This is a genomic window from Streptomyces yerevanensis (assembly GCF_000716805.1).
In the GTDB taxonomy this organism is placed as follows: Bacteria; Actinomycetota; Actinomycetes; order Streptomycetales; family Streptomycetaceae; genus Streptomyces; species Streptomyces flaveus.
In genome coordinates this window covers 87,420-114,417 of the sequence record NZ_JNWJ01000036.1, presented here as the reverse complement: position 1 = coordinate 114,417, position 26,998 = coordinate 87,420, and the positions used below count along the sequence as shown (strand labels likewise).

Below are 26,998 nucleotides of genomic sequence, written 5' to 3'. Positions count from 1 at the left end.
CGCGCCGTATGCCCGCTTGCCAGCCGTGCCCTTGCTACCCCGCCTCGCGGGCCGCCAGAAGTACGCGCCCCACGGCTGCGCGAAGCCTCCCCTCGCCCCACACAGGCGTAACCACGCGCTCCACATGCGAGTCCCTCAGGAAAGGGCCGTGCCCGTCTCCTCGGTGAGCTCGCGCAGCCGGCGCAGTACCACGCCGTGTTCCGGGCGGTGCATGGGCGAGGCGGACAGCAGCTGTGTCAGCACCTCGCCGAGCGGCCCGGCACGGCGCGGCGGCGCGGGAGCCGGCGGATAGCCGCCGCCCGCCCCCTCGGCGAACGGCTCCCTGCCCTCGACGGCGAAGTACAGGGTCGTACCGAGAGCGAACAGGTCGGACGCCGGTGTGGCCGAACCCCCGTACAACTGCTCCGGAGCGAGATAGCCGGGCGTGCCGATCACCCGCTGCGGCCCGGTGTGGGACACGGTGCCCGCCATACGGTGGGCGATCCCGTAGTCGGTGAGGACCACGCGCGCGTGCGGGTGCCCCGAACCGTCCGGTGCCAGAAGGATGTTGGACGGTTTCACATCCCGGTGCACGATCCCGATGTGATGCCCGGCGGCGAGCGCCTTGAGCACGGCGAGACCGATCCGCGCCGTCTCGCCGACCGGCAACGGCCCTTCGCCCGCCCGCAGCCGCTCCTCGACCACCGCTTCCAGGGTCGTGGCGCCACGGACGAACTCCATCACGATCCACGGGAAGCCGTCCTCCTCGACGACGTCATGGACCGCCACCACATGCGGCGCCTCGCGCAGGGCGGCAAGACTCCACGCCTCACTGAGCGCCCGGGCAGTCCGTACCTCCGGACTCTCCTCCCCCGGCACGGCCCGCGTCCGTACGACGACCTCCTTCACCGCGACCTCTCGGCGCAGCCGCAGGTCGTACGCCAGCCAGACGCGTCCCATGCCCCCGGTGCCGACCGGCTTGATCAGCCCGTACCGCTCGGCGAGGACCCGTGTCCAGGGACCGCGTGCCTGGGCGTCGGGCGCGGACGGGCGCGGGGGCGCCACGTTGGTGTCCCCGCGGTCCCCGTGCTCCTGCTCGGTCTCGTCCATCTGCGCTGCCCCGGATGGCTGGCATGTCGTTGGTACGGCGTCAGTACATCGTCAATGTGCCATCGGTACTACCTGGTCGGTGCGGTCAGTACGCGGGTTTCAGTGCCCCCGCGGGAAGCTTCTTGCCGTCCTCCTGGTACACCGTGCACAGCACCCATCGGAATCCGGCGTTCCACTCGTCGTCGGTGGACGACCAGCCGTCCATCGCATGGCCCTTGCCGCGGGCCCAGTTGACGCCGTACTTCTCCTCGCACAGGGCTCCCATGTCGACGCTCTCGGAGGAGTCGTTGCCCGAGGACCACGTCCAGCCGACGGCCTGTTCATGGTGCGGCTCGTCGCAGCTGGCCAGGTAGGGGGTCCAGCCGTTGTCCTCATCCTTGGTGTTGAAGCAGTCGCCCGGGCCCAGCTGCGTCGTGGACGTCTCCTCGCCCTGCGTGCGGTACTCGCCCAGGGGGCCTCCGATGGTGGCCTTCTTCAGGAAGAGCAGGCAGGCCGTGTCCGGTGGCTGACTCTGCCCGGCGGCCGGCGGCAGTACGTGCAGGACGGGGTCGGGCATGGTCTTGCGCAGCTTCTCCGTGCGCTCGGCGCACTGGGTCTGCTCGGACGAGGCACCGGACGCTGGCCCAGTGCCGGAAGCGACGGTCGTGATCACCTGGCCCTCGGGGTCGTCATCTTCGCAGTTGACAAGCTTCAGCTCGGGCTGCCCCTTGTACTCGCCCTCCTTCCAGTCGGCGTCCACGCACTGCCCGGGCATCAGCCCGTCCTTCAGGCCCACTTGGGTTCCGTACGGGAAGGGACTGCGGGTGGTGGTCGGCGTCGGGGTCGGGGACACACTCACCTTCGGCTGTTGCCTGGCCTCCGGGCGCTGTCGCTGTCCGTCGTCGCTGTACACCGCGGCACCCACGCCGAAGCCGCCGGCCGCCACGAGCACGCCGACGAGTGCCAGCAGAGCGGGTAGGCGCCATCCCCGGATACGGGGTGGCATCTCCGGTCCGGTGCGGGTGGGGGTGATGTCCCGGTCACCGTCCCCGGCCGCGTCTCCATCGTCGGACCGGAGAGCTTCCTCAGGAACGGCGGCTTCGGACGCGGCGGCCTCCTCGGGGGTGGCCGCCTTCTCCGGGGTGGCGGCAGGCACCGGCACGGACGTGCCGTCACCGGCCGCTGCGGCCTCCGTCAGAAGCTCCGCCGCCTCCGCTGCCTGGGTACGGTCCAGCGGGTTCTTCGCCAGCAGCCCCATGATCACCCGGCTGAGCCGCTCGCCCGCCCGCTGCGGCGGGGAGGGTTCGGTCTCCAGCAACGCCATCAGGGCGGCCTCGGGAGCGTCCCGGTCGAAGGGTCCCGCGCCCTCGACGGCGAAGTAGAGGGTGACTCCGAGGGAGAAGAGGTCGGAGGCAGGGGTCGCCTCGCCTCCGTGCACCCGCTCCGGCGCCATGTAGCCCGGGGTGCCGATCACCACACCGCTGCGGGTCAGCCGGGTCTCGCGCGGCCGGAGCGAGATGCCGTAGTCCGTGAGCAGGACACGGCGGTCGGCGAGGCCGGCGTGGTCGGGCGCGAGCAGGATGTTGGAGGGCTTCACATCCCGGTGGATGATGCCGAGGCGGTGCCCGGCGGCGAGTCCGTCGAGGGCCGCCGCCCCGATCCGGGCCACCTCGTCGGCGGGCAGCGGGCCGCGCTCCCGTACGACGGCACTCAGGTCCATGGTGCCCGGCAGGTACTCCATCACGATCCACGGCAGGCCCTCGTGCTCGACCACGTCGTACACCGTGATCACATTCGGGTGTTCGCGCAGCTGGGCCGCCTTCAGCGCCTCCTTGCGCCCGCGGGAGGCACGGTCGCCGGAGGCCTCGTCCGGCAGTACCGGGACCTCGATCTCCTTGACCGCCACCTGGGCCCGAAGCTCCTGGTCCTCGGCGCGCCAGACGCTCCCCATCCCTCCGGAACCCAGCCGTTGCCGCAGCCGGTAGCGCCCGGCTATGACCCGTTCCTGCTCCCCTGCCACGTACCGCTCCCCTCACAGCGCGTGTGATCAGCCGACGTCCACACGACGTGCTCAACCGACCGCCAGGGGGTCATGGTTACGCGAGACTTCCGGGACCCCTCCCGATCACGCCCGTCCCAGCCGTTCTCAGGCCAGGGCCTCGGCGCGCGGGGACTGACCCTGGTACGCCGCCCTCAGCACCTCCAGAGCCCCACCCATCGTGACTGTGCGCGGATTGGGGTACGCCTCGGCCGCGGTCTGTCCGGACGCCACCGTCAAATCGTCGTCGGTCAGGCCGAGTTCGGCAAGGGAGCGAGGTGCGCCCAGGCGTCCGGCCAGCTCCCACAGGGCGTGCGGGGCGTTGTCCGTGTCGAGGGCACGGTTGAGGGCGGTGATCGCCTCGGGGACGGCGGGTGCGTTGTAGGCGAGGGCGTGCGGGAGCACGACCGTGTGTGTCTCGGCGTGCGGCAGACCGAAAGCGCCGCCCAGCACATGGCACAGCTTGTGGTGCAGGCCCATGGTGGTCGCGCCGAGGCAGGAGCCGCAGAGCCAGGCCCCGTAGAGGGCGCGGCTCCGTGGCCCGATCGCTTCCGGATCGGCCGCCACCCGTGGGAGCGCGGACGTCATCGCGCGGACGCCCTCCTCGGCCATCAGCGTGACGAGGGGCGAGGTGTCGGGGGCGTACAGCGCCTCGGCCGCGTGGGCGACGGCGTTGAAGCCGCTGGTCACGGAGAGGGCCGGGGGCAGGCTCAGGGTGAGCTCGGGGTCGTAGACGACGCTGCGGGGCAGGACGGCCCGGTTGCGTCCGGTGCGCTTGACGCCGTGCTCGGTGACGCCCCAGACGGACGTCATCTCGGAGCCGGCGTAGGTGGTGGGCACGGCGATCAGCGGCAGGCCCATGCGCAGGGCAATCGCCTTGCCGAGGCCGATCGCGCTGCCGCCGCCGACCGCGACACAGCCGTCGGCGCCCGCCGCGTGCGCCACCTCGACGGTCCGGTCGGCGATCTCGACGGGGACGTGCATACGAGCCTCGGAGTGCAGCCCCGCGCACAGGGAGCCCAGCGAGTTCGCGACCGCACGTGCGGCGTGTGCGCCCTGCCTGCCGCACACCACCAGCAGCCGCCGCAGACCGAGCCGTCCGGCCTCGTCGGCCGGTGCGGTCGTCGCGGCGCCGGGCCGGAACACGACCCGTATCGGCCGGCTCTCGAAGGAGAAGTCCGGGACGTTCATGGCGTTCGTGCTGTTCATGGCGTTCATGGCGTTCATGGCTTCGTGGCGTTCATGAGGGGCGCTCCGGGGTGAGCGGCGTGTGTACGAGGAAGCTGCTCCTTTCTGCGAATACCGCGTGTGAGCGCGGATAATCGCTGTCGGCCGCGAAGATGTGCGAGGTGAGGGGCGGGTATCGGCTCTGCGCCCGTCCACTGGGGTGACAAGCGGTTACCCCACCGCTAGCCTCCGGTTTGGGAACCGGTTGCTACGAGTGTTGCCGCAGTTCCCGAGGGACTGAGCTGAGCGGTCGAAGGGGCGGGGATGACGAGAAAGAGCAACGGGGACATCGGGAACCGGAGCACGATCCGGGACGTGGCGGCCCGGGCGGGGGTGTCCGCCTCGACGGTGTCGCGCGTCCTGGCCGGCGACTACCCGGTGAGCACGGCGACGCGTACGCGCGTGATGCGGGCGGTCCGTGAGCTGGACTACGTCGCCGACGCCCGGGCCAAGGCGATCGCGGGCGTCGGCACACCGACCCTCGCCTTCGTGCTGGACGACATCACCGGCCCGTCGTTCGCGCACATGGCGCACGGCGTGGAGCGCGAGGCGACCCGGCTGGGTCACCTGTGTCTGGTGTGCAGCACGGACGGCGACACCGAGCAGGAGCTGGAGTTCATCGAGACGATGCGGGCCCAGCGTGCCGCCGCCGTGATCCTGGTCGGCGGCACCGCGGACACCGCCGAGTACCGCGGGCGCATGTCCCGTATCGCCGACTCCCTGGCGTCGGCGGGCTCACGGCTCGTCCTGTGCGGACGGCCGCCGCTGGATCCGGGCACCCCCGTGACGGTGATCGAGTACGACAACGAGAGCGGGGCGTACGCGCTGTGCGCCCACCTCCTCACCCAGGGGCACCGGCGTGTCCTGTTCCTCGGGGGCAAGCCGGAGAACACCACGGCCCAGGGCCGCGAGCGCGGCTATCTGGCCGCCCATCGCGCCCGCGGCATCGAACCGGACCCCGAGCTGCGCCTCGCCGGTGACTTCACCCGCGACTCGGGCCACCGCCGCATCCGCCAGGCTCTCGCCCAGGGACTGGAGTTCACGGCGGTGATGGCCTCCACCGACATGGTCGCGGCGGGCGCGCTCACCGCCCTGCACGAGGCGGGCCTGAGCGTCCCGGACGACGTGTCCCTCGTCGGCTACGACGACATCGCCTTCGCCCGCGACCTGCACCCCCCGCTGACCACGGTCCACGTCCCCTACGAGGAACTCGGCCGCCTCGCCGTCCGTACGGCTCTCGGCAGGACACCGGACGCCCCGAACGAGCACCTCCTGCTGGGAACGCACGTGGTGGTGCGGGATTCGGTGGCGGCGGTGCCTGGGCAATTAGTCCCGGACGCAAGCGCCAGGGTTTCCTCACAAGCTCCTACTGGAGGGTTGACGTGACAACGAACAACACCGGTCCGATCCGCTTCACCGACCGTACGCACACGACATTGCACCCGGCGACCGCGGCCCGGATCACCGGCGGTTTCTGGGCGGCCAGACGGGCGACCAACGCCGAAGTGAGCATCCCGCAGGGCCCGTCGAAGCTGGAGGAGGCGGGCAACCTCGCCAACCTGCGGGCGGCGGCCGACGGCAAGGGCACCTTCACCGGTGACTTCCAGTTCCAGGACTCGGATGTGCACAAGTGGCTGGAGGCGGCGTCCTGGCAGCTGGCCGACAGTCCGGATGACGCCCAACTGGCCTCGCACATAGGCGAGTTGACGGCCCTCCTGGCTGCCGCCCAGGACGCGGACGGCTATCTGCAGACGTACTACCAGGTCGCCCACCCCGAGCTGCGCTGGCAGGAGCTGGGCTGGGGCCACGAGTTGTACTGCGCGGGCCATCTCATCCAGGCGGCGGTGGCCCACCACCGGGCGACCGGCCGGCGTGAACTTCTCGATGTGGCCGAGCGGTTCGCGGCCCACATCGACGCGACGTTCGGCAAGGAGAAGGCGATCGACGGGGTGTGCGGGCACCCCGAGATCGAGACGGCGCTGGTCGAGCTGTACCGCGAGACCGGTGAGCACCGCTGGCTGGACCTCGCCGGCTACTTCGTGGACCGGCGCGGCTACGGCGTGCTGAACGCGGGCGCCGACCGCGGCGACGACCGCGACATGGGCCGGCCCTACTGGCAGGACCACGTTCCGGTACGCGAGGCGGACACGGTCGAGGGCCATGCCGTACGGCAGCTGTATCTCCTCGCGGGCGCCACCGACCTGGCGGCGGAGACCGGCGACACGGAGCTGCGGGCCGCGCTGGAGCGCCTGTGGGACGCCATGGTGGCGACGAAGACGTATGTGACCGGCGGGGTCGGCTCACGCTATGAGGGCGAGGCCTTCGGCGACCCCTTCGAGCTGCCGCCGGACCGGGCGTACGCCGAGACCTGTGCGGCGATCTCGTCCGTCCAGTGGTCGTGGCGGATGGCCCTGCTGACGGGCGAGGCGAAGTACTCCGACCTCGTCGAGCGCACGCTCTTCAACGGCTTCCTCTCCGGCGTCGGCCTCGACGGCGACAGCTGGCTGTACGTCAACCCGCTCCAGGTCCGCGAGGAGCACGCCGACCGCAGCGGCGACCAGACGGCCCGCCGCACCCCCTGGTTCCACTGCGCCTGCTGCCCGCCGAACGTGATGCGGCTGCTCGCCTCACTCCCCCACTACGTGGCGAGCGGCGACGCGGAGGGCATGCAGCTGCACCAGTACGCGACGGGGGTGTACGCCGCCGGGGAGGGCGTCGTCCGCGTGGAGACCGCATACCCCTGGGACGGCCGGATCACCGTGACCGTCGAGGAGGCTCCGGCGGACCGTGACTGGTCTCTGTCGCTGCGGATCCCCTCCTGGTGCACGGAGTTCAAGGCCTCGGCACCCGATGGGAGCGCTCCGACCGAGACGGGCGACGGCTGGCTGCGCACGCACCGCCGCTGGTCCGAGGGCGACACGCTCACCCTCGACCTCGATCTGACGGCGCGGCTGACCCGGCCCGACCCGCGCGTCGACGCGGTCCGCGGCTGCGTGGCCGTGGAGCGGGGCCCGCTGGTGCACTGTCTGGAGGGCGTCGACCAGCAGCCCGGAGTCCGGCTCGACGATGTGACACTGCCGTACGGCTCCGCGCTGGCGGTCGCTCAGGAACCGGAACTCCTTGGCGGGGTCGCCGTCGTCACGGCCGACGGGCGCCGCCGGAGCGACGGAGGCGGCGTACGGCTGACAGCGGTGCCGTACTACGCCTGGGCGAACCGGGAAGAGGGCGCAATGCGGGTGTGGATTCCCGAGGAGTGAGCTCTCTCGCCGACTCGGCGTCCCACAGGGCGAGTTCGCGGTCGCGCGGACCGTGCACCACCGGCGGCCCGTCCGCGCCGAAGACGCGCACCGGGTGCGAGGCGTCCCAGGCGAGCCAGCCCGGGTCGCCCTCGGCGGCGAACCGCACCCACGCGGAGTGCATCGCGTCGGCCAGGTCCTGCGGGGCTCCCTCGCCCGCGAGCTTGGCCGACTCCGGGACGTCCCCGGTGTCGAAGACGAAGCCGAGCTCCAGGGCGTGGCAGGCGCCGAGATCGGGGAGGTTCGAGGGCCAGGCGAACTCGTACACGTACGAGGAGCTGGGCCGGGCGTCGGCCAGCCGGTGCAGCGGGATGCGCAGCAGGTGGTCGGTGACCATCTGGCCGAGGAGCTCGGCGGGGCGGGCGTCCGGGTGCAGGGCGCGATAGCCGCGCGGGACCTCGGGGCCGCAGTGGCAGCGGGCCATGGCGCCGGCCAGGGCGACCGGGCCGAGCCGGTCGACACGCTCCATGAGACCGCCCGGCACCAGCCACAGCCGGTACTCGTCCTGGGTCCAGCCCATGAGCAGCTCGACGCCCGGCGCGGCACCGCCTTCGACCAGGGCTTCCATCGGATCCCGCGGGACGAGGTCGTCGTCGACGACGATGCCGAAGGAGGGCCCGCCGAGGACCGGAGTGCTCAGCCGCCCCACCTCGGCCTGGGTGCGCAGCAGCAGCTCGCGGTCGACGCCGGCGAAGGCCTCGGCCGTCGCCGGGATCTTCAGCCGGGCCGCCATCCGGCGCACCATCCGCCGTACCTTGTCGCGGTCGAAGGCCTCGGGCGGCGCGCTCTGCAGGACGGCCCGTCGGAAGAGGCCCTGCGTCTGCGGGGCGGCGAGCAGGGCTCCGGCGCTGATCGCCCCGGCCGACTGGCCGAAGACGGTCACCCGGTCCGGGTCACCGCCGAACTCGGCGATCGCCTCGCGCACCCACTCCAGGGCGGCCAGCTGATCGCGCAGGCCCGGGTTGGGCGGGGCGTCCGGGAAGAGGCCGTAGCCCTCCACGCCCAGCCGGTAGTTGATCGAGACCATGACGACGCCGTCGCGGGCGAAGGCGCGTCCGTCGTAGACGGGCACGGCCGAGGAGCCGCGGGTCAGGGCGCCGCCGTGGATCCACACCAGCACCGGCAGCCGGGCCCCTCGGCCCGGCTCCGGCGTCCACACATTGAGGTTGAGGCAGTCGTCGCCCGGCACGACCGGGTCGGACAGCAGCCGGGCGAAGGCCTCCGAGTACGGCGGCTTCGGCGGTGTCGGCCCGAACGCGCCCGCGTCACGCACGCCCTCCCAGGGCGTGGGCGGCACGGGCGGCCGGAACCGGCGGGCCCCGAAGGGCGGCGCGGCGTACGGGATACCCCGGAAGACGGCGATCCCGTCCTCGTACCTGCCGCGCACGGCCCCGTACGGGGTCCTCACCGTTGGCTGTGTCCGGTCTGCCGTCATCCGAGCACCAGCTCCTCGCACGCTCGTGAACCGTCGTTCACTTCAGAGCACCACACCTCCTCCGGATATTCCGGCGTGCGTCGCTGGTGGGCGGCTATTTGGCGTACATCAGGGTGCCGAAGCCGAGCTGGTCGTAGCCGCCGCTGTTGGAGCCGTAGTCACCGCCCCCGCCCTCGGGCCGCACGCTCTCGGCCATGCGCGTGATGTACGGAACGGACAGGCCCCGTCGCCGTGCGTAGTGGTAATGGAGGATGTCCCAGACGGGCCTGGCCTGGCCGCGGCTCGCGGAGGAGATCACGGTGTGGGACTGCTGGGCGCAGTTCTGGCCTGTGCCCCAGGTGTAGGTCGTGAAGGGGACGTTCTCGCCGAGGTTGTACTTCGCGACGTACTGGGCGGCCTTCATGAACCTGTTGTTGTCGTAGCCGTACAGGTCCTCGCCCTGGTTCCAGGCCATCTCGCAGAAGGCGCCCATCTGGCCCATGCCCATCATGGTGTGGCCCTGGTCGCGGCCCGACTCCTGCCACTGGGCGAGGTTGTCCGGGTGCAGGAACGGCACGGCGTTGCGGATGGAGCCGTTGCCTGCGCCGTTCTTGAAGTAGTTCACGGCCTGGTCGTACTTGGCGCCGTCGTCGCACAGGATCCCGATCGCGAGGATCGAGTTCATGTTGCACAGGTCCCAGTTCGCCCAGTAGTTGGTGATGCAGGCGTCGTTGTGGTTGTTCAGGAACTGGTTGTTGAGCGGGTAGAAGACGTCGAGCATCATCGTCTTGAACCGCTCGAGGTCGAACCCGCTGTAGCCGCGCATGAGTTCGGCGGCGTTCGCGAACTGGTAGCCGTAGATCCCGGCGGCCAGGAAGCGGTCCGCGTTGCCCGTGACGGTGGTGAGGGTGGACGACCAGGCGTTGAGGATCCTGACGGCCGCGTCGGCGTTCGCCCTGGTCCCGCCGACGTGCCAGCGCAGGGCGTTCTGGTAGGCGGCGTGGATGTCGTTGTACAGGATCCCGTAGTTCTGGCCGTCGCCGCCACGGATGATCGTGGCCTGCGGGTTGGGCTGCCAGGTGCTCGCGGAGTGGCCGTTGCCGGTCAGGCGCTGCCAGCCGGACAGCCACGGCTGGGCGCCGTCGTTCACCCGTACTTTGGCGCGGTTGAGTTCACCGTAGGCGTGCAGCATGCCCGGGTGGGTGAAGGTCGCCGGCGCCGCCTCGGCCGTGCCCGTGAGGGCGGTGGCCGAGGCGGCGACGGCGAGGGCGGCGGTGAGACCGCCGGCGGTCTTCAGAAGACCGCGGCGGCTCAACTCCGGCTGGTGGGGGTGCTGGTGGGGGGAAGTGCGGCTCATGTGGTGCATCTCCAATCCCGTGGGGGATCTACATGGGGGTGATGCTCACCTCGCTGAATCGCGCGGTGCTGTGGGCCAGGGGGTTGCGGGAGCAGACCACGAGGCCCACGTAGTAGGGGGCGTCACCGAAGCCGGGGATCTCGCCTGTGGCGAGAGTCGTCCAGGTGGCGCCGTCATCGGTGGAGACGGCCGCGGTGAAGGCGGTCCCAGCGCGCTTCAGCCGCAGCAGACAAGGGGCGGTGACCGTGCCGTTGCCCGTGAACGCCGACCGTCCGGCCACGGTCGTACGGAGCATCAGCTGGGCGGCGGTCCCGCCCGTGACGATCGCTCCGGCCGCCTGGTCGAACGGTGACAGCGACTTGGCCATCAGCAGCCCGACCCGGTTGCCGCTCGCGCCTTCGTGGGAGACGAGCCGGGCGGTGATCTCGCTGTCGCCGGTGATCGAGCGACGTACGAACTGCCCTGTCATTCCTTGGTTGTTGACGGTCAGGTCGGTCCCGGCACCGCGGACGACGAGGGTCCCGTCCTCGTACGCCGTGCTGCCGGGGGTTCGCACAGCCACCACGCCGAACGTCCCGAACTCCCGGTCGTCGAGGACCACGTCACCGAGGTCGCCGTACGTCCAGGGGGCGGGCGGCGGCGTGCCGACCGTGAGCTTGATCGAGCCGGTTGCGTCACCTGCGGCGTTGCCCGCGGTGGTGGTGACGGTGAACTCGCCGGTCTCGGTGGGTGTTCCGGAGACCCAGCCCGTGCGCTTGTCCAGGCGCAGTCCGTCGGGCAGGCCGGCCGCGGTGAACCGTACGGGCTCGTGCGAGGCCCGCAGCAGGTGCCGGAAGGCGACGCCCTTGTTCGCGAACACGGTGGTCGCGGAGGTGAGTTGCGGCGCCGTGGGGTTCGGCATCTTGGCGGTGGCGGGTTCGGACAGCGGGCCGCGTCCGCCGCGGTTGGTCTTGGCGACGGCGTAGTGGTACGTCGTGCCGGGCCGCCCGGTGGCGTCCGCGTACCGGATGCGGGTGCCGAACCCGACCGGGCCGACGTCGGTCCCGACGGTCACATAGGGGCCGTCCGCGTCGGTCGCCCGCAGCACCTTGTACCGGGCGGAGAGGTCGGGATCGGTCCAGGCCAGCTCGACCGCGTCGGCGCCCGCGGTCGCCCGCAGGTCGCCGGCGGTGCGGGCGGGGCGCGGCACGGTCCAGACCTCACCGTACGTGGAGGTCACGCTGACGTTGTCGAAGGCGCCGGTGCCGGTCTCGGCGTACTCCTCGTCGACGCCGAGGCAGGAGGTGAGGACGAGGCCCGCGTACGCCGTCTGCCCCAACTCGACGTCGGTGGAGCCGACTTCGGTCCAGCTTTTGCCGTCCGGGGAGATGGCCCCGGTGCAGCGGCGGCCCTTGCGGGTGACGCGCACCCAGTACGGCATGCGCATCCGGTAGCCGTCGCCCGCGCCCTCCACGTACGGAGCTTCGATGGGTGTCGCCGACTCCGGAAGCTTCCCGAGGTCGGAGATCGGGAACGACGCCTTGCTGGTGATCGCCTGCTGCTGGGTGGGCGGCACGGGAGTGCTGCCGGTCGCGGAGACGGACGCCCCGGCCTTCGGGCGTACGGTCCACACGCCGCTCCAGGTGTGCAGCGGAAGCCCCTGGATGAGCATCGAGGCGTGCGGGGCGTCACCCTCCGAGGGAGAGCTGCGCAGGGTGACGCCGATCTTGGAGTACTGCGAGCTGAGCGGCCACACGATCCGCGCGGTGATGGTGCCGTCGCCGCGCAGCGGCAGGTGTGCGAACCGGTACGTGTCGGCGGTGCCGCTCGCCTCCAGGACGAACCGCTCGCCGTCGAAGACCGCGGAGCCGGCGCGCTTCACATTTCCGATGTCCTGAGTCGACCAGGGCTCGGGAAGGCCGACGGTGGCCGATGCCCAGCCGGAACTGCCGCTCTCTCCTTGGGAGTTGACGGCGGTGATCTTGTAGTAGTACGTCCGTCCCGCGCGGGCGTCGCTGTCGGTGTACGCCGGCTTGTCGAGTCCGGAGGCAATCTGCTCGTACGGGCCCTCGGGGCGGGTGGTCCGCTGGACCGTGTACTCGCTCGCCCAGGCGGACGGCAGCCAGCCGACGGTGACGGCCTTGTCCTCCCCCACCGCCGTGACGCCGGCCGGAGCCGTGGGCGCGGTCGGTGCGGGTGCCTTGGCGCCGGCGTAGGCGAAGGTGCCGAAGCTCGGCAGGTCGTCGTTGCTGCCCTCGACGACGCGGGCGCCGCCCGTGCCGCGGAAGACGGCGGCCTTGGTGTACGGGGTGTCGAGACCGCGGACGCCGGCGTAGTGGGCGTAGTACATCTCGTAGATCGGGGGGATGTTGCCGCGGACGCGGTCCGAGACGGTCGTCTTGATGTACTTGCCGGTGCGGTCGAGGTCGGGGGTGAAGGGGACGTCGTTGCCCAGGTTGTAGCGGGCGGCGTACTCGGCGTTGGCGAGGATGCGGTTCTCGTCGAAGCCCCACAGGTCGACGCCCTGGTTCCAGGCGACCTGCGCGGCATCGCCCATCAGGCCGACGGCGAGCTGCTCGTGGCCCTGGTCGCGGCCGGACTCCTGGCCCTGGCCACCGGCGTTGACGATGCGGCCCCGGACGCTGCCGTTGCCCGCGCCCGCCACGGCGAAGCGGAGCGCGTCCTCGAAGAGGGTGGGCTCCTCGCAGAACACGCCGATGGCGAGGATGGTCTGAATGGACGTCAGGTCCCAGTTGCCGTTGGCGTAGAGCATGTATCCGGACACCGCCGGATACCAGACGTCTCGGAAGGACTGCTCGCAGCGGGCGATGTCCTCCTCCGCCCATCCGTCGTAGCCGCTGTGCCGCAGCAGCTCGGCCGCGTTGACGAACTTGAACGCCTGGAGTCCGGCGCCGAGCGGGCCGTCGGCGCCCGTGACCATGGTGAGCGAGGCCGACCAGGCGTTGAGGATGTCGCGGGCCTTGTCGGCGTGGGCGCGGTTGCCGGTGATGCACCACATCAGGGCGTTCTGGTAGGCGGCGGCCGAGTCGGCGACGGCCTGGTTCTGGAAGTTGGTGGGGCCGCGGCCCCAGGAGGTGATCTGGCCGGTGTTCTGGATCGGGTACGTCGCCTGCGAGCGGGCGTGGGCGGCGAGGGCGAGGTAGCCGTCGTATACCGGGGATTCCTTGGCGGCGACGGCGGCCTTCATACGCGCTATGTCGTCGGCTGTATGCAGTAGGCCGGGATGGGTGAACTGTGTGCGACCCGTCTGGTGGCCGGCCGCCCGGGCGGTGCCGGGCGCGAGCAGTCCGCTCGCGCCCGCCACCAGCAGCAGGGCCGCCGTGCCGCCGAGGAAGTTCCGACGGCTCGGAGCAGATGTGATCATGACGCGGCGGCCGCCTCGGCCTCGGCGGTGGTGAGGAACTTGAGGTTCGTCACGTGCTCGTTGACGAACATGGGCACGCCGTCCGCGGCCAGATACCACCTCGGCTTGCCCGTGCTGTCGGCGATCACCCTGCCGTTGACGCGGAGGTTCTCGAAGGTGACGTCCTTGATCGCGTGCTCCGCGTCGAGGCCGGCGATGATCGAGAGGTCGGCGTTCTTGCCGTTGTAGCTGAGGTCCTTGATGTAGACGGACTCGATGCCGCTGCCTGCCGAGGTGTTGTACTTCGGGTTGTACTCGACCCGCATGTGGATGAGCTGGCCCCAGCGGAAGTCCTCCACGCGGATGTCGTCGAACCTGACGTCCCGGACGATGTTGCTGTCGCCGACCATGAAGGCGATGGCGCCCTGGTAGGTCACCTGCGGCTCGCGGTGGTCGAGGATGTCGATGTTCTTGTAGCGCAGGTTCTCCAGCACCTCGGGGGTGTCGGAGTTGCCGTGCACGCCGATGTTGATCGGGTGGGCGACGTCGGCCCAGAGGGAGCAGTTCTTGACGGTGATGTTGCGGGTGTCGCCGTAGAAGTCCCAGCGGTGGGTGTAGAGGGCGACGCAGTCGTCGGAGGTGCGCAGGAAGCAGCCGTCGATCGTGACGTTCTCGGAGCAGTAGAGCTGGATGCCGTCACCCCAGCCCTGGTGGCTGAAGGCGCGCAGGTTCTTGATGGTGAGGTTGTTGGACTCGGCGACCCTGATGTTCTCGTACCGGGGGTTGAGGATCGTGACGCCGTCGATCGTGACGTTCTCGCACTTGCGGACGAAGACCGCGCCGCCGGGCGTGTCGTAGATCACGCCGCGGCCGATCAGTCGGGCGTTCTCCACGTTCTCGAAGATCACGGCCGAGGTGAGGACGGCGCCGGCGGCCAGGTAGACGGTCGTGCCGTCGGGCACCTTCAGCGTCCGGTCGGGGTGGGTGTGCAGACCGGGCCCGAAGTACATGACCTTCTTGTCGCCCTCGGTGGGCACGTCCTGCTCGATCGGGTTCGCGAACAGGTGCAGGCAGTCGAAGATCTTGTCGTCGATCTGGACGACGAGGTTGCGGGGCCGGTCCAGGGTGAAGCGCGCGGTGCTGCCGAGCACCTCGGGCTTGATGCCGTACGAGTCCGGGCGGATGCGGACCTTCTCGCCGCCGCCCGGGTTGTACGTGACCTCGACCTCGACGGTGCCGGAGAAGTCGAAGGCGGCCCAGGAGGAACTCTGGGCTCTGTTGCTGCCGGTGTTCGCGTCGATCAGTGCGAGCTTGGCAAGGTAGACGCCGAGCTTCTGCCAGGTGCCGCCCAGCGGCCGGACCTTGACGGTGAAGGAGTTGTTGACAGGCACCTTCGGCAGCGCGGGGTGGATGACCACGCTGTCGCCGGTGGTGCCGGGCTCCTCCGCCGCGGCGGCCTGTGCGGTTCCCGCGATGCTGCCGGCCAGGCCGGCGGCAGCGATGACACCGGCGGCTTGGAGGGTGGTCCGGCGTGACAGGGGCGCGTTCATGCGTAACTCCTTGCAAAAGGTTCGGTAAGAGGGACTACTTCAGTCCGGTCGTGGACATCCCGGCGACGAAACCGCGCTGGGCGACGAGGAAGATCAGCAGGATGGGGACGACGTACATCACGGAGCCCGCGGCAAGGAGGTTGTTGACGGGCAGCCCGCCGTCCGTGACATAGGAGGTCATGATGGCGACGGAGAGCGTGGTCTTGTCGCTGGACAGGAGCAGCATCGGGGCGATGAAGTCGCCCCAGGTCCAGGTGAAGGCGATCACGAAGCTCGCGGACAGGACCGGCCAGGACTGCGGCAGGAAGATCCGCCAGAAGATTCCGGCGTAGCCGACGCCGTCGATGATCGCGGCCTCCTCCAGCTCCCGCGGCATCCCGGCGAAGAACTGCCGGAAGAGGAAGACCAGATACGGGGCGGCCGACAGCCCCCACAGCACCCACGGCCAGTAGGTGTCGACCATGCCGACCTTCGCGAAGATGAGGTACGTCGGGAAGAGCGTGATCATCTGCGGCAGCATCATCGAACCGAGCAGCACACCGAACAGGACCTTCTTGCCGGGGGCGCTCAGGCGGGCGAAGCCGAAGCCGACCCAGGCGGAGCTCAGGGTGACCAGGGTGGCGTAGATCAGGGAGATGATGAGGGAGTTGCGGGAGTACCCGAGGAAGTCGATGGCGGTGAAGGCATCGGCGAAGTTGTGCCACTGGAAGTTCTCGGGCAGCCAGCGCACCGGGGAGGCCGCCAGTTCGGGCGTCGTCTTCAGACCGGTGAGGATCAGCCAGCCGAAGGGGCCGAGCATCAGGCCGGTGATCACGACGAGCACGGTGTAGAGGACGAGGCGGGACTTGCGTACTCGCACCCGGCCCCCGGAATCGGGGGTCTTGGGTTCCATGGAGGTCCGCGGGGCCTTGGGGGGCACGGTGGTGGCGGTCACTTCTTCGCCTCCGGGTCGACGTTGTAGAACACCACACCGGACGTGAACTTGAAGATCAGGCCGGTCGCGATGAGGATCAGGACGAAGAGCACCCACAGGAGCGCGGAGGCGTAGCCGTAGCGGCCGAGCGCGAAGTACTGCGCGAACACGTGCATCATGTACATGTAGTTGGACTGCGGGATCGAAGTGACTCCCGCCGGGGTGGCGTTGGCGGCGAGCAGCATCGGCATGATGGTCTGCACCGAGGCGATCATCCCGGTCACGGCCTGGAAGAGCAGGACCGGCGAGAGCAGCGGCACAGTGACGCTGCGGAAGGTCCGCCAGGCGCTCGCGCCGTCGATCCGGGCCGCCTCGTGGAGTTCGCGGGGTACGTCCTGGAGCCCGGCCAGCGAGATGATCATGATGTTTCCGGCCGCCCACAGCACCGTCATCAGGATCACGTAGCGGGCGTACGGGTCGTCGAGCCAGGCGATGGCGTCGATGCCGAAGATGTTGAGGACACCGTTGGTGGCGCCGGAGTCCCGGTTGAAGAGCTGCTTGAAGATGAGGCCCGCACCCACCGGCGGCACCACGGCAGGCAGGTAGAGCAGGGTGCGCCACAGGCCGCGCGCCTTGAGCGGCCGGTTGACCAGGACCGCGAGCATCATGCCCGCGATGATCGACAGGGGTACCGAGGTGATCGCGAACAGACCGGCACGCCCCAGGGCGTCCCAGGTCACCGGGTCCGAGAGCAGCTCCTGGTAGTTGCCGAGTCCGACGTAGCGCCAGTTGGGCGAGATGCCGTCGAAGGTGGTGAAGCTCAGCCACAGCGCGTACGCCATCGGGCCGATGGTCAGCAGCAGGAAGCCGATGATCCAGGGCGAGGTGAACATGTAGAACGCCCGGTGCCGGCGAGCGGTCATGGAGGTCCGGGACCCGCCGCCGGAGCGTACGGCGCCGGTGCCTGCGACGGCCCGTGGCCGCTCGGCGACCTCGGAGATCTGGCCGACTGTCATCCCACCTGCTCCTTACCGCGCTTCAGCTGCTCGTTGAGGGCCGAGTTGAGGCGTCCCGCGAGGGTGTCGACGGAGATCTGGCCGTTCATCGCGGCCGGCATGACCTGGTTGATGAGGGCTTCCATGCCGTCCCACTTGGCGTAAGGGGTGAAGGGGGTCACCGAGAAGTGCTTCAACTCGGCCTCCTGCACCTTGAAGACCCGCTTCTGGTAGTCCTCCTTCTGCGGCATCAGCGGGCGCAGCGACTTGAGCGTCGGTATCCCCCAGCCGCCCTCCGCGCGCCCCTTGGCCGGCGCCTCACCGAAGAACCACTCGAAGACCCGCCAGGCCGCATCCTTGTTCCGTGCCTTCTTCGGCATCCACATGCCGGTGCCGGCCTGGCAGGAGCTGAGCCGTGGGCCGCCCTCGAAGACGGGTGCGGGGGCGAGGCGGGAGATCTTCGCGATCTTCGGGTCTGCGTTGATCATGCCGCCGAGCCAGTAGCCGTTGCCGGACATGGCCATGCGGTTCGCGACGTAGGTGGGACCGTCCCAGGTGTCGGGGTTGGGCTGGATGAGGCTCGGCCCGGTCTTGGTCTTGGCGTACTCGACGTACCAGGTCAGGGCCTTGCGGGCCTCGGGGCTGGTGAAGTCGACCCGGCTGAAGTCATCGGAGAACAGGCTGCCTCCGGCGGCGGCCGTCAGGTTCGTCAGGAGGATGGTGAGGTTCACACCGTTGTAGCTGCCTCCGTACACGGTGGTCTGGCCGTTCTTGCGCTGGACCAGCCGCTTGGCGTTCTCCAGCCACTCCTCGTAGGTGATCGACTCGGTGTCGGATGGGTAGTCGACGCCCGCCTTGTCGAAGAGCGCGGTGTTGTACCAGAACATCGCGTCCTGGGAGAAGTCCTTCGCCATGCCGTAGCGGGGGCCCTTGCCCTGGGTCGTGCCGTCGAAGCGCCACACGTCGTTGGCCGGGTCCAGGTCGTCCGTCTTGAGGATGGTCGACTTGGCGAAGTACGGGTCCAGGTCCTCGGCCACACCCCGGGCGGCGAAGTACGGCGCGTCCATGGCGCCGAGGCCGCGGACCAGGTCCGGCGGGTTGCCGTTGGTGAGCATCGCGATCAGCCGGGTGATGTCGTCCTGCACCACGGTGATCCTGATGCCGAGTTCCTTCTGGGCCTGCTGGATCAGCTCCGGGGAGATGTCGTCGAGTTTGACCATCATCGTGATGCTCTCGCCGCTCCCGCCGCCGCTCGCGGCGCCCGCGGTCGACAGCGCGCAGCCGCTGAGGGCCGCCGCTCCGGCCGCGGCACCACCCGCCGAAAGTGCGAGGAACCGACGGCGGCTGGGAGGAGCACCGGGGTGTGCGTGCATGTACGCCTCACCTTCTTGCTGGGGAACTGGACAAGCCGACGGGAGCCGACAGAGAGCCGACCGGGTTTCGACAACCGGTTGCTATGAGTGGGTGGGCAGAGCTTCTTCCTCTCTGCAATCTGCGTCAAGAGCCTTGACGAACTTTCGAAAAGACTGGGTAACCTCGGCGACATGAGTCAGACGGCCGGAGGGTCGCTCCGGAGTCTGCGGCGAACCAACCAGGAGCAGCTCCTGGCCTTGCTGCTCGATCAGGGCCCCCTGCGTCGTGCGGCGTCGACACGGCCGGCGGGAGCGTCCCGTACGACGGTCTCGGCCATCGTCAACGAGCTGCTGGCGTGCGGTCTGGTCGCCAAAGCCAAGGGGAAACCGATTGCTGATCTCGACGGACGCGCCGGTGATCAGCTGTCGGTCAATCCGCGTGCGGCGGTCGTGGCCGGGATGAACCACACCTTCGACGGCGTGTGAGTGTGAATCTTGGCGACCTCGCCGCGCGGGAGGTCGCGAGCGCCGACACGGCTCTGGCACCCAACAGCGGGCCGGCCGAGCGGAGCACCCTCCACTGGCCGAAACATTCCGTAACCGATTACGACGACATGTAGGGTCGCGTCACCATCGACAGCGACCGGCGAACCGCCCCCTCTGGCACGGCAGAACCACCGAACCCGCTGCTCCGCCGCCTGCCGCTGCGTTGCCTCAGGTGCCCGAGAACAGCCGAGCACCTCGCGAAACGCCATACTCGGCGGTCATCAAGCACATTGACCACCCCTCACGTCAGACTTACGGTAGAAGACGCTTTCAGAAAACGTTTCCCAGCACCTCAGGAGAGTCATGACCAGCGCCCAGCCGCCGAGGGCCGTGTTCGCCATGGATCCGGTGCACCTCCCCCTGCTCTTCCCTCCGCCGCTGATGGCACGGCTCCAGCAGGTCGCCGAGATCGACACCACGCTCGTCGTACAGGACTTCACCGCACCCGACGCCGCCCCGGCGCTGGCCCGGGCCGAGGTGCTCATCACCGGCTGGGGCTGCCCCCACCTCGATGCGGACGTCCTCGCCGCGGCACCAAACCTGCGCACCGTCCTGCACGCCGCGGGCTCGGTCCGCTCGCTGGTCGGCGAGGCTCTGTGGAAAAGCGGGATCAGCGTCTCCAGCGCGGTGACCGGCAACGCGCTGCCGGTCGCGGAGTACACGCTCGGCATGATCCTGCTCGCCGGGAAGGACACCTTCGCGTACCGCGAGCGCTTCCGGGACACCCACGCCTACCCGTCCACCGCCGAGACCGCGGCCACGGGCAATCTCGGCCGCCGGGTGGGGATCATCGGCGCCTCACGCGTGGGCCGCCGGCTGCTGGAACTGCTGCGGCCCTTCGACCTCTCCGTCGCGTTGTACGACCCCTACGCGGACGCCGAGGAAGCAGCGGCGCTGGGCGCCGAACTGCTGTCGCTCGAGGACCTGCTCAGACGCAGCGACATCGTCAGCCTGCACGCCCCCGACATCCCCGAGACCCACCGCATGCTCGACCGCGACAAGCTCGCCCTCATCAGGGACGGCGGAGTGGTGATCAACACCTCCCGCGGAGCCCTGGTCGACCCCGACGCGCTGTCCGACGAGTTGGTCAGCGGCCGGCTCAGCGCCGTACTGGACGTCACCGAGCCCGAACCGCTGCCCGCCGGATCTCCGCTGTACAAGCTCCCCAACGTCTTCCTCACGCCGCACATCGCAGGCTCCCTCGGCAACGAGCTGGCCCGCCTCGGTGGCATCGTCGTCGATGAGCTGGAACGCGTTTCCGCAGGACTGCCGCCGGTCCACGAGGTACGTCATGCAGACCTGGCCCATGTCGCCTGAACTCCGCCCCGCGCACCCGCGACCACCCCGGAGAAACAATGGGATACGGTTCCCGCACCGGCCCGGGGCAGGGTCCCGGCTCATCCGGTGGGCAGTCGCTACGGTGAAGGAGCCGCAACGGTGAGTGAGCGCACGGCGTCGGGTGACTCCGGACGGGCCACCATCCGGGACGTGGCGGCACAGGCGGGCGTCTCGGTCGCCAGCGTCTCCCGCGTCCTGTCCGGCAACTATCCGGTGTCGGAGGAACTGCGCCGCCGGGTGATGAAGGTGGTTCAGGACCTGGACTACGTCACCAACGCCCACGCCCGCTCACTCGCGGGTGGCGGCACGCCGACGGTGGCCATCCTCATCAACAACATCACCGGTGCCGCCTTCACCCACGTGGCCAAGGGGGTCGAGGGCGCCGCCTCGTTGCGCGGCTGGCTCTCGCTGGTCGGCACGACCGGAGACGACCCGGAACGCGAACTGGCGCTGGTCAACCTCATGCGCCAGCAGGGCGTCGCCGCGGTGATACTGCTCGGCGGCGCGTACGACTACGACGAGTACCAGCTGAGGATGGCCCGGTTCGCCCGTTCCCTGGACGCGGCCGGCTCGCACCTCGTGCTGGTGGGAAGGCCCCCGCTGGAGGGCGACGTACCGGCGACGACCGTCGACTACGACAACGAGGGCGGCGCCTACGCCATGGCCAGCCACCTCCTGTCCGCCGGTCACCGCCGCGTCCTGGTGCTGCCGGGCCACGCCGAACTCACCACCGCCCAGGGCCGGTTGAACGGCGCCCGGCGGGCCTTCGAAGCGTACGGCGTGCCCTTCGATCCGAAGCTGGTGCTGCACGGCCCGTACGACTACGAGCACGGGTACGACGCCGTCGAGGAAAGCCTGCGCCTCGGCCTTGACTTCACGGCGGTGCTCGCGGGGACCGACGTGGTCGCCGCGGGCGCCATGCAGGCCCTGCGCGCGGGAGGGCTCAGGGTGCCCGAGGACGTGTCGATCGTCGGCTACGACGACATCCCGCTGGCCTCTCAGCTCACTCCCCAACTGACCACCGTTCACGTGCCGTACGAGGAGATGGGCCGCGTCGCGCTGCGCGCGGTGGCCAACCGGCGCGAGACCGGTGCCGGCCGCCGCAAGGGCGGCGACGGAGACCATGTGGTGCTGGGCACGCACGTCGTCGTACGGCACTCCGTCCAGTCTCCCCCGGTGTCTTAAGAGCCTGGGAAGTGCCCCCAGCCCGGCAGTCGTAAGCGCCGGGATGATTGCTGTTACGTAAACGTCTTCGAGGATGCTCGAAGACGCCCTGCAGCGCTCCAAGAGTGCCGCAGGAATCGACTCCCACCCCGCTGACCTGTGCTTTCGCTTCAGTGCGCGGGTGGGACACGACAGCGATGGCACGCAATGCCACCGACAACCAAACTTAACAATTTGCCGTCGGACTCTTGCGTGAATCAGAGCGGGCGACCTACGTTTCACAGCAACCGTTTTCTACAGCTTCCGCAGAGGGTTTCCGAGACACGAGCCGACGTCTTCCCCGCTCGCCGTCGCCCCACCGAGCCACCCCTCTTCCGCGATCGTCTACGCCTCGAAGGATGACCGTACGATGAACTTCACCACCCCCCGGAGAAGGTTCGCTCGCGCCGCTGTCGCGGGCCTCGCCCTGACAGGTCTGCTCGCTGCCTGCGGCGGCTCCGGAGACGACGAGCCCGCCGAGTCCTCCGGCCCGGTCACCCTCGACTTCTGGGGCTGGGCCAACGGCCAGGAGGCCGTCGTCAAGGCGTTCAACGCCAGCCACAAGGACGTCCAGCTCAAGTACACCAAGGTCACCGACCAGCTGACCATGCAGAAGCAGCTGACCAACGCCGTCAAGGCCGGCAACGCTCCCTGCATGATGCAGAACACCGGCGAGTACGTGACGAGCTGGGTCTCCCAGGGCGCGCTCGCCGACATCACCGAGTACGTCGAGGCCGACAAGGACAAGTTCAACCCCGGCTCGTGGGCCACCGGCCAGGTACAGGGCAAGGTCTACGGCGTCCCCACCGCTTCGGCGCCCGCCTTCACCATCTACCGCACCGACCTCTTCGAGAAGTACGGCCTCAAGGCCCCCGCGACCTGGGACGACTTCATCGCCGCGGGCAAGGAGCTGAAGAAGCACAAGATCAAGATCACCAACTACGCCGGTGAGGACCCGAGCACCCTGGAGGTGCTCGCCATGCAGGCCGGAGCCCAGTGGTACTCCGTCGAGGGCGACTCCTGGGTGGTGAACTTCCAGGACGAGGGCACCCTGAAGGCCGCCGACGTGATCCAGCAGATCATCGACAACGACCTGAACTCCAAGCTCTCCTTCGCCGACTACGCGGCCGTGCAGCGCAACTACGACAACGGCGGCACCGCGACCCGGCAGATCTCCACCTGGCAGATGTCCGGCATGGTGCAGAACTTCACCAAGTCCTTCGGCGACTGGGCGCTGTCCCCCTGGCCGACCTTCAAGGGCGAGGCGCCCAAGACGCCTGCGGGCACCAACCAGAGCGGCAACCTGACGCTGGTGTCCGAGCAGTGCAAGAACAAGGAGCAGGCCGCCGAGGCGGCGCTGTGGATGTCCACCGACCCCGGCGCGGTCAAGACCATGGCGAGCCCGGAGACCGGCAGCGGTGTGATGCCGGCACTGGCCGACAGCGAGGCGTACGTCTCCGAGGCGATCTCCGAGAAGCTGCTCGGCAAGAACTACGAGCCGGCCAAGAAGATCGTCACGGACAGCCTGGGCACCGTCAACACCGACTGGACCTTCGGCCCGAACTGGACCGCGATGTTCACGGAGATGCAGGACGAGTGGGCCGCGGTCGTCAGCAAGAAGCAGAAGGTCACCGACCTGCTCGCGCACATGCAGGAGTGGACGGTCAACGACCTGAAGCAGCGCGGCATCAGCGTCAAGGGCTGAGGCACACTCCATGATTCGCTCACTGCGCTGGAAGGGTGCCGCCTTCACGGTGCCCTTCCAGCTCGGCTTCGTCTTCCTCTATCTGCTTCCGATCGGCTACGCGGTCTACCAGTCGCTGTATCTGCAGAAGCAGTCCGGACTCGGTCTCGGCGGCGCGACCAGGGAGTTCGTCGGCCTGGAGAACTACCAGCAGGGCCTGACCGACTCGGCGTTCATGACGTCCATCCTCAGGGTGGTGCTGTTCGCCTGCGTCCAGATCCCGTTCATGCTGCTGGTCAGCCTGTTCCTGGCGCTCTTGCTGGACGCGGTCACCTCGAAGGTGGCCGGCCGGTTCCGGATCCTGCTGCTGGTTCCGTACATGATCCCCGGCGTCGTCGCGGCCATCGTGTGGGTCAACCTGTACAGCCCCGCGGTGGGCCCGCTGACACCGCTCGGCGAGCTGTTCGGCTTCGACTGGAACTTCTTCGCGCCCTCGATGGTGTGGCCGGCCATCGGCAACCTGCTGACCTGGCACGGTATCGGCTACAACATGGTGATCATCTACTCGGCGCTCCAGTCCGTCCCCCGCGAGCTGTTCGAAGCCGCACGCCTTGACGGCGCCTCCGAGCTGCGGATCGCGCGGAGCATCAAGATCCCGTTCGTGCGCGGCGCGCTCGTCCTGACCGCTCTGCTGTCGATCATCCAGATGCTGCAGATCTTCAACGAGCCCGCGCTGTTCAGGAACGTGACCCCGCAGACGGTCAGCGACGACTTCGCCCCGATCATGATCATCTACAACCAGGCGTTCAACGCCGGCAACTACAACTACGCCGCGGCCCTGTCGGTGCTGCTCGCCCTGTTCCTCGGCGTCGCGTCCTTCCTCTTCTACCGGCTGACCTCGAGGGAGGCGGACTGATGGCACTGACGAAAGACCGTAAGGAAAACGACACGGGAAACGGTGCGGAGACCGCCGCCGTGCCGCCCCGCGGAGGCAGCGGCGTCCGCCGGCGCACCCGCCCGGATCCCGCTGCCCGGTCACGGGGCGGGCAGCGGTTCATCCTCGTCGGTCTGGTCCTGGCCAGCGCCTACAGCCTGTTCCCGGTGTACTGGCTGATCATCGCCGCGACCAAAGACCGCGTGGGGCTGTACCAGAGCAACGGGTTGTGGTTCTCCGGCTTCCACCTGTGGGAGAACCTGCAGCAGGTCTTCACGTACGAGGACGGCATCTTCCTGCGCTGGACCGCCAACTCGTTCCTGTACGCGGGAGTCGGCTCCCTCGGCGGCACCCTCATCGCCCTCCTCACGGGCTACGGCCTTGCCCGCTTCGACTTCCCCGGGCGGGGCGTGGTGTTCGCGACCGTGGTGGGCTCCTTCCTCATCCCGATCGCGCTGCTCACCCTGCCGCTGTACCTGATGTTCTCGGAGATCGGCCTGGTCGACACCCCCTGGGCGATGCTGATCCCCTGCCTGATCAACCCGTTCAGCGTGTACCTGGCCAAGGTCTACACGGAGGCCACGATCCCGTTCGAGCTGCTTGAGGCGGCCCGGATCGACGGCGCCGGTGAGCTGCGGATCTTCTTCAGCATCGTGCTGCGGATGATGACCACGGGCGGCGCGACGGTGTTCCTGCTCGCCTTCGTCAACACCTGGAACGCCTTCTTCCTCCCGCTGACCGTGCTGCGCGGCGAGGAGAACTGGACGCTCAACCTGGGTCTGTACAACTGGTCCGGCAAGCGCCTGGAATCGGGCATCGACGTGACCAGCCTCGTCCTGACCGGCGCGCTGCTGTCCATCATCCCGATGGCGATCATGATGGTCGCGATGCGCCGCTACTGGCGGAGCGGCGTCACCCTGGGCGCACTCAAGTAACCAAGCCCTTGGAACGCAACTCGGCGGTCAGCGACGTGACTTCGTCGCTGACCGCCGAGGCGTTCGCCGGGCACTGCCGGCGAAGAACCCCTACTCCTGCCCGCCGTCCCCGCCGTCGAGATCCCGCACCTCGAACCAGTCGAAGTCGGCCGGAGCGCGCGTTCCGCCCAGATCCTGCGCGCAGATCCCGACAAACGCACCGGTGAACCGCAACCGGTTCCCGTAGTCGTCGGAGAGCTTGCTCGCGTCCAGGACCGGGCCCACGGCCTGCCAGTCCGTCCCGTCAGGGGAGGCGAAGAAGCGCAGTTCCGGGCCGTCGAAGCGGGCCCTCAGGTACGTCAACGGCCAGTCGTCGACGTCGAGTTCGGACTCCGGGAGTTCCCGGTACGCCCCGTCGTCGGTGAGGATCACGCCCAGGACCCGTCCCCTGCCCTCGGTATGGGTGAGGCGCAGGTAGTAGTGCGTCGACGTGTCGTACCAGCAGATGAGGCCCGCGAGCTGGCTGAAGTGGGAGGGACGGAAGTCGACGACCGTCGTCACCTCGCACCGCACCGAGGTGAGCCGCCGCGCGAGCAGGCTCTGGTCGTAGAGCGAGTGCGGACTCTGCCGGCCGCGCAGCCGCAGATGTCCTGGGCGTTCGCCGAGCGTCAGCCACTCGGAGGTCGCGGGCGCCCGCAGCGTACTCCAATGCCCGCCGAGGGAAGGCGAGTCGAAGTCGTCGCGTGCGGGGGGTCCGGCGACCGGGCCCGGCGGTCCCGGCTCCACCCCCGTGGGTGCCAGAACCTCCAGACTCGGCCGTCGGCCCCCATCGGCCAGCCGCAGCCAGCCGTCGTCCGTCCAGGTCACGCGCTGCAGGCAGGTTTCCCGGCCGAGAACGCAGCGCGGCCCGTCGGGCGTCTTTACGGGCCGGGAGGCCAGGTGGACGAGGTACCACTCCCCCGCCGGCGTCTCGACCAGCTCGCCGTGACCGGCCTTCTGCAGCGGCCAGTCCGGGGCGTCCCGGGTGGTCAACAGCGAGCCGAGCGGGTCGAGTTCGTACGGTCCTGTCAACTCGCGTGAGCGGGCCATCAGGATGCCGTGGTTCCAGCCGGTGCCGCCCTCGGCGAGCATCAGGTGGTACCAGCCGTCCCGGAAGTAGACGTTGGGGCCCTCGATCAGCTCGTCGTGCGTGAGGATCGTGCGGGGCTCGCCGATCAGGGCCTGCTTGTCGGCGTCGTACTCCTGGAGCAGGATCCCGGCGAAGGACGGGTGCCCTTCGCGCGGGTCCCACTGCATGTTCAGCAGCCAGCTGCGGCCGTCCTCGTCGTGGAAGAAGGACGGGTCGAAGCCGGAGGAGTTCAGGAACACCGGCTCCGACCACGGGCCCTCGATCGACGGGGCCGTGATCAGGTAGTTGTCGACGTCCTTGTAAGGGCTCCCGATGGTGCGGACGATCGTGTGGACGAGCCAGAACTGCCCTTCGTGGTACGACAGTGAGGGCGCCCAGACACCGGCCGAGTCGGCGACTCCGCGCAGGTCGAGGAGCTCTGGCCGGTCCAGGATGTGACCGGCCGGCTCCCAGTGGACGAGATCCGTCGAGCGGTGCAGGGGCACACCCGGGTACCACTCGAAGGTCGACGTGGCGATGTAGTAGTCCGCACCGACGCGCAGGATGCTCGGGTCCGGGTGGAAGCCGGGCAGCACGGGGTTGCGGAGGTGGCCCGAGGTCATGCCGGTCCTTTCAGCAGATGACTCAGGTGTCTCAGAGGCGGCTGGACCAGGGGCGGCATGGACGCCACCGCGCGGCGGGGACCTCGGGAGCCCCC

Annotated in this window: 19 protein-coding genes; 8 read left to right on the top strand and 11 right to left on the bottom strand. The window is 69.4% G+C overall.

What is annotated here, in order from left to right; all coding sequences use genetic code 11:
- Positions 1–135: 135 nt before the first annotated feature.
- The 3 genes from OP79_RS31630 to OP79_RS31620 form a co-directional block, all read right to left on the bottom strand.
- Entirely contained in the window at positions 136–1,089 is a 954-nt protein-coding gene (locus OP79_RS31630; protein WP_051745062.1) for a serine/threonine-protein kinase, read from the bottom strand.
- 85 nt (positions 1,090–1,174) lie between these two features.
- The gene (locus OP79_RS31625; protein ID WP_033325061.1) at positions 1,175–3,088 is read right to left on the bottom strand and encodes a serine/threonine-protein kinase; all 1,914 of its coding nucleotides are present in this window, start codon (positions 3,086–3,088) and stop codon (positions 1,175–1,177) included.
- A gap of 126 nt (positions 3,089–3,214) precedes the next feature.
- A complete protein-coding gene (locus tag OP79_RS31620) occupies positions 3,215–4,315 on the bottom strand; it encodes a maleylacetate reductase (protein WP_245685515.1) in 1,101 nt (366 codons plus the stop codon).
- 282 nt (positions 4,316–4,597) lie between these two features.
- Here OP79_RS31620 and OP79_RS31615 point away from each other — a divergent pair, with 282 nt between their 5' ends.
- Together OP79_RS31615 and OP79_RS31610 are read left to right on the top strand one after the other, a co-directional pair.
- A complete protein-coding gene (locus tag OP79_RS31615) occupies positions 4,598–5,719 on the top strand; it encodes a LacI family DNA-binding transcriptional regulator (RefSeq protein WP_033325060.1) in 1,122 nt (373 codons plus the stop codon).
- Positions 5,716–7,590: a glycoside hydrolase family 127 protein gene (locus OP79_RS31610; protein ID WP_033325059.1), complete on the top strand. Its 1,875-nt coding sequence runs from the start codon at positions 5,716–5,718 to the stop codon at positions 7,588–7,590. The genes OP79_RS31615 and OP79_RS31610 overlap by 4 nt, the downstream gene beginning before the upstream one ends.
- Here OP79_RS31610 and OP79_RS52335 read toward each other — a convergent pair.
- From OP79_RS52335 to OP79_RS31580, 7 genes are all read right to left on the bottom strand, one after another.
- Positions 7,472–9,064 carry a carboxylesterase/lipase family protein gene (locus OP79_RS52335; RefSeq protein WP_078492128.1) on the bottom strand — a complete coding sequence of 531 codons (1,593 nt, stop codon included), beginning with the start codon at positions 9,062–9,064 and terminating at the stop codon, positions 7,472–7,474. The two genes, OP79_RS31610 and OP79_RS52335, sit on opposite strands and share 119 nt — an antisense overlap.
- Before the next feature lie 94 nt (positions 9,065–9,158).
- On the bottom strand, positions 9,159–10,400 hold the full coding sequence (locus tag OP79_RS31605; RefSeq protein ID WP_033325058.1) for an alginate lyase family protein: 1,242 nt from the start codon (positions 10,398–10,400) through the stop codon (positions 9,159–9,161).
- A 28-nt stretch (positions 10,401–10,428) separates the two neighbouring features.
- A complete protein-coding gene (locus OP79_RS31600) occupies positions 10,429–13,764 on the bottom strand; it encodes an alginate lyase family protein (protein WP_033325057.1) in 3,336 nt (1,111 codons plus the stop codon).
- Entirely contained in the window at positions 13,761–15,293 is a 1,533-nt protein-coding gene (locus tag OP79_RS31595) for a glycosyl hydrolase family 28 protein (protein ID WP_033325056.1), read from the bottom strand. The genes OP79_RS31600 and OP79_RS31595 overlap by 4 nt, the downstream gene beginning before the upstream one ends.
- Positions 15,294–15,327: 34 nt before the next feature.
- On the bottom strand, positions 15,328–16,227 hold the full coding sequence (locus OP79_RS31590; RefSeq protein ID WP_033325055.1) for a carbohydrate ABC transporter permease: 900 nt from the start codon (positions 16,225–16,227) through the stop codon (positions 15,328–15,330).
- On the bottom strand, positions 16,224–17,222 hold the full coding sequence (locus OP79_RS31585; protein WP_033325054.1) for a carbohydrate ABC transporter permease: 999 nt from the start codon (positions 17,220–17,222) through the stop codon (positions 16,224–16,226). The genes OP79_RS31590 and OP79_RS31585 overlap by 4 nt, the downstream gene beginning before the upstream one ends.
- Complete coding sequence (locus tag OP79_RS31580; protein WP_033325053.1) at positions 17,219–18,574, bottom strand: extracellular solute-binding protein; 1,356 nt, start codon at positions 18,572–18,574, stop codon at positions 17,219–17,221. Before OP79_RS31580 ends, OP79_RS31585 begins: the two co-directional genes overlap by 4 nt.
- Before the next feature lie 171 nt (positions 18,575–18,745).
- Here OP79_RS31580 and OP79_RS31575 point away from each other — a divergent pair, with 171 nt between their 5' ends.
- The 6 genes from OP79_RS31575 (at position 18,746) to OP79_RS31550 (ending at position 25,193) form a co-directional block, all read left to right on the top strand.
- A complete protein-coding gene (locus OP79_RS31575; RefSeq protein ID WP_033325052.1) occupies positions 18,746–19,039 on the top strand; it encodes a hypothetical protein in 294 nt (97 codons plus the stop codon).
- Between the two features lie 363 nt (positions 19,040–19,402).
- Positions 19,403–20,416, top strand: coding sequence for a hydroxyacid dehydrogenase (locus OP79_RS31570; RefSeq protein WP_211270898.1), 1,014 nt, complete (start codon positions 19,403–19,405; stop codon positions 20,414–20,416).
- 120 nt (positions 20,417–20,536) lie between these two features.
- Positions 20,537–21,622, top strand: coding sequence for a LacI family DNA-binding transcriptional regulator (locus OP79_RS31565; protein ID WP_033325051.1), 1,086 nt, complete (start codon positions 20,537–20,539; stop codon positions 21,620–21,622).
- 388 nt (positions 21,623–22,010) lie between these two features.
- Entirely contained in the window at positions 22,011–23,345 is a 1,335-nt protein-coding gene (locus OP79_RS31560; RefSeq protein ID WP_033325050.1) for an ABC transporter substrate-binding protein, read from the top strand.
- Positions 23,346–23,355: 10 nt separating this feature from the next.
- Positions 23,356–24,240 (top strand): carbohydrate ABC transporter permease, encoded by an 885-nt coding sequence (locus OP79_RS31555; RefSeq protein ID WP_033325049.1) that lies wholly within the window; start codon positions 23,356–23,358, stop codon positions 24,238–24,240.
- Positions 24,240–25,193 (top strand): carbohydrate ABC transporter permease, encoded by a 954-nt coding sequence (locus tag OP79_RS31550; RefSeq protein ID WP_245685514.1) that lies wholly within the window; start codon positions 24,240–24,242, stop codon positions 25,191–25,193. Before OP79_RS31555 ends, OP79_RS31550 begins: the two co-directional genes overlap by 1 nt.
- 90 nt (positions 25,194–25,283) lie before the next feature.
- On the opposite strand, the gene OP79_RS31545 is transcribed toward OP79_RS31550, so the two are convergent.
- Entirely contained in the window at positions 25,284–26,903 is a 1,620-nt protein-coding gene (locus OP79_RS31545; protein ID WP_033325048.1) for a glycoside hydrolase family 43 protein, read from the bottom strand.
- Positions 26,904–26,998: the final 95 nt, after the last annotated feature.

What these genes read in the sequence shown, in the direction of transcription:
- OP79_RS31575 (WP_033325052.1), top strand. Translation starts at nt 18,746, where the DNA reads ATGAGTCAGACGGCCGGAGGGTCGCTCCGGAGTCTGCGGCGAACCAAC.
- OP79_RS31570 (WP_211270898.1), top strand. Translation starts at nt 19,403, where the DNA reads ATGACCAGCGCCCAGCCGCCGAGGGCCGTGTTCGCCATGGATCCGGTG.
- OP79_RS31545 (WP_033325048.1), bottom strand. Translation starts at nt 26,903, where the DNA reads ATGACCTCGGGCCACCTCCGCAACCCCGTGCTGCCCGGCTTCCACCCG.
- OP79_RS31620 (WP_245685515.1), bottom strand. Translation starts at nt 4,315, where the DNA reads ATGAACAGCACGAACGCCATGAACGTCCCGGACTTCTCCTTCGAGAGC.
- OP79_RS52335 (WP_078492128.1), bottom strand. Translation starts at nt 9,064, where the DNA reads ATGACGGCAGACCGGACACAGCCAACGGTGAGGACCCCGTACGGGGCC.
- OP79_RS31615 (WP_033325060.1), top strand. Translation starts at nt 4,598, where the DNA reads ATGACGAGAAAGAGCAACGGGGACATCGGGAACCGGAGCACGATCCGG.
- OP79_RS31585 (WP_033325054.1), bottom strand. Translation starts at nt 17,222, where the DNA reads ATGACAGTCGGCCAGATCTCCGAGGTCGCCGAGCGGCCACGGGCCGTC.
- OP79_RS31600 (WP_033325057.1), bottom strand. Translation starts at nt 13,764, where the DNA reads ATGATCACATCTGCTCCGAGCCGTCGGAACTTCCTCGGCGGCACGGCG.
- OP79_RS31560 (WP_033325050.1), top strand. Translation starts at nt 22,011, where the DNA reads ATGAACTTCACCACCCCCCGGAGAAGGTTCGCTCGCGCCGCTGTCGCG.
- OP79_RS31605 (WP_033325058.1), bottom strand. Translation starts at nt 10,400, where the DNA reads ATGAGCCGCACTTCCCCCCACCAGCACCCCCACCAGCCGGAGTTGAGC.
- OP79_RS31630 (WP_051745062.1), bottom strand. Translation starts at nt 1,089, where the DNA reads ATGGACGAGACCGAGCAGGAGCACGGGGACCGCGGGGACACCAACGTG.
- OP79_RS31555 (WP_033325049.1), top strand. Translation starts at nt 23,356, where the DNA reads ATGATTCGCTCACTGCGCTGGAAGGGTGCCGCCTTCACGGTGCCCTTC.
- OP79_RS31550 (WP_245685514.1), top strand. Translation starts at nt 24,240, where the DNA reads ATGGCACTGACGAAAGACCGTAAGGAAAACGACACGGGAAACGGTGCG.
- OP79_RS31580 (WP_033325053.1), bottom strand. Translation starts at nt 18,574, where the DNA reads ATGCACGCACACCCCGGTGCTCCTCCCAGCCGCCGTCGGTTCCTCGCA.
- OP79_RS31595 (WP_033325056.1), bottom strand. Translation starts at nt 15,293, where the DNA reads ATGAACGCGCCCCTGTCACGCCGGACCACCCTCCAAGCCGCCGGTGTC.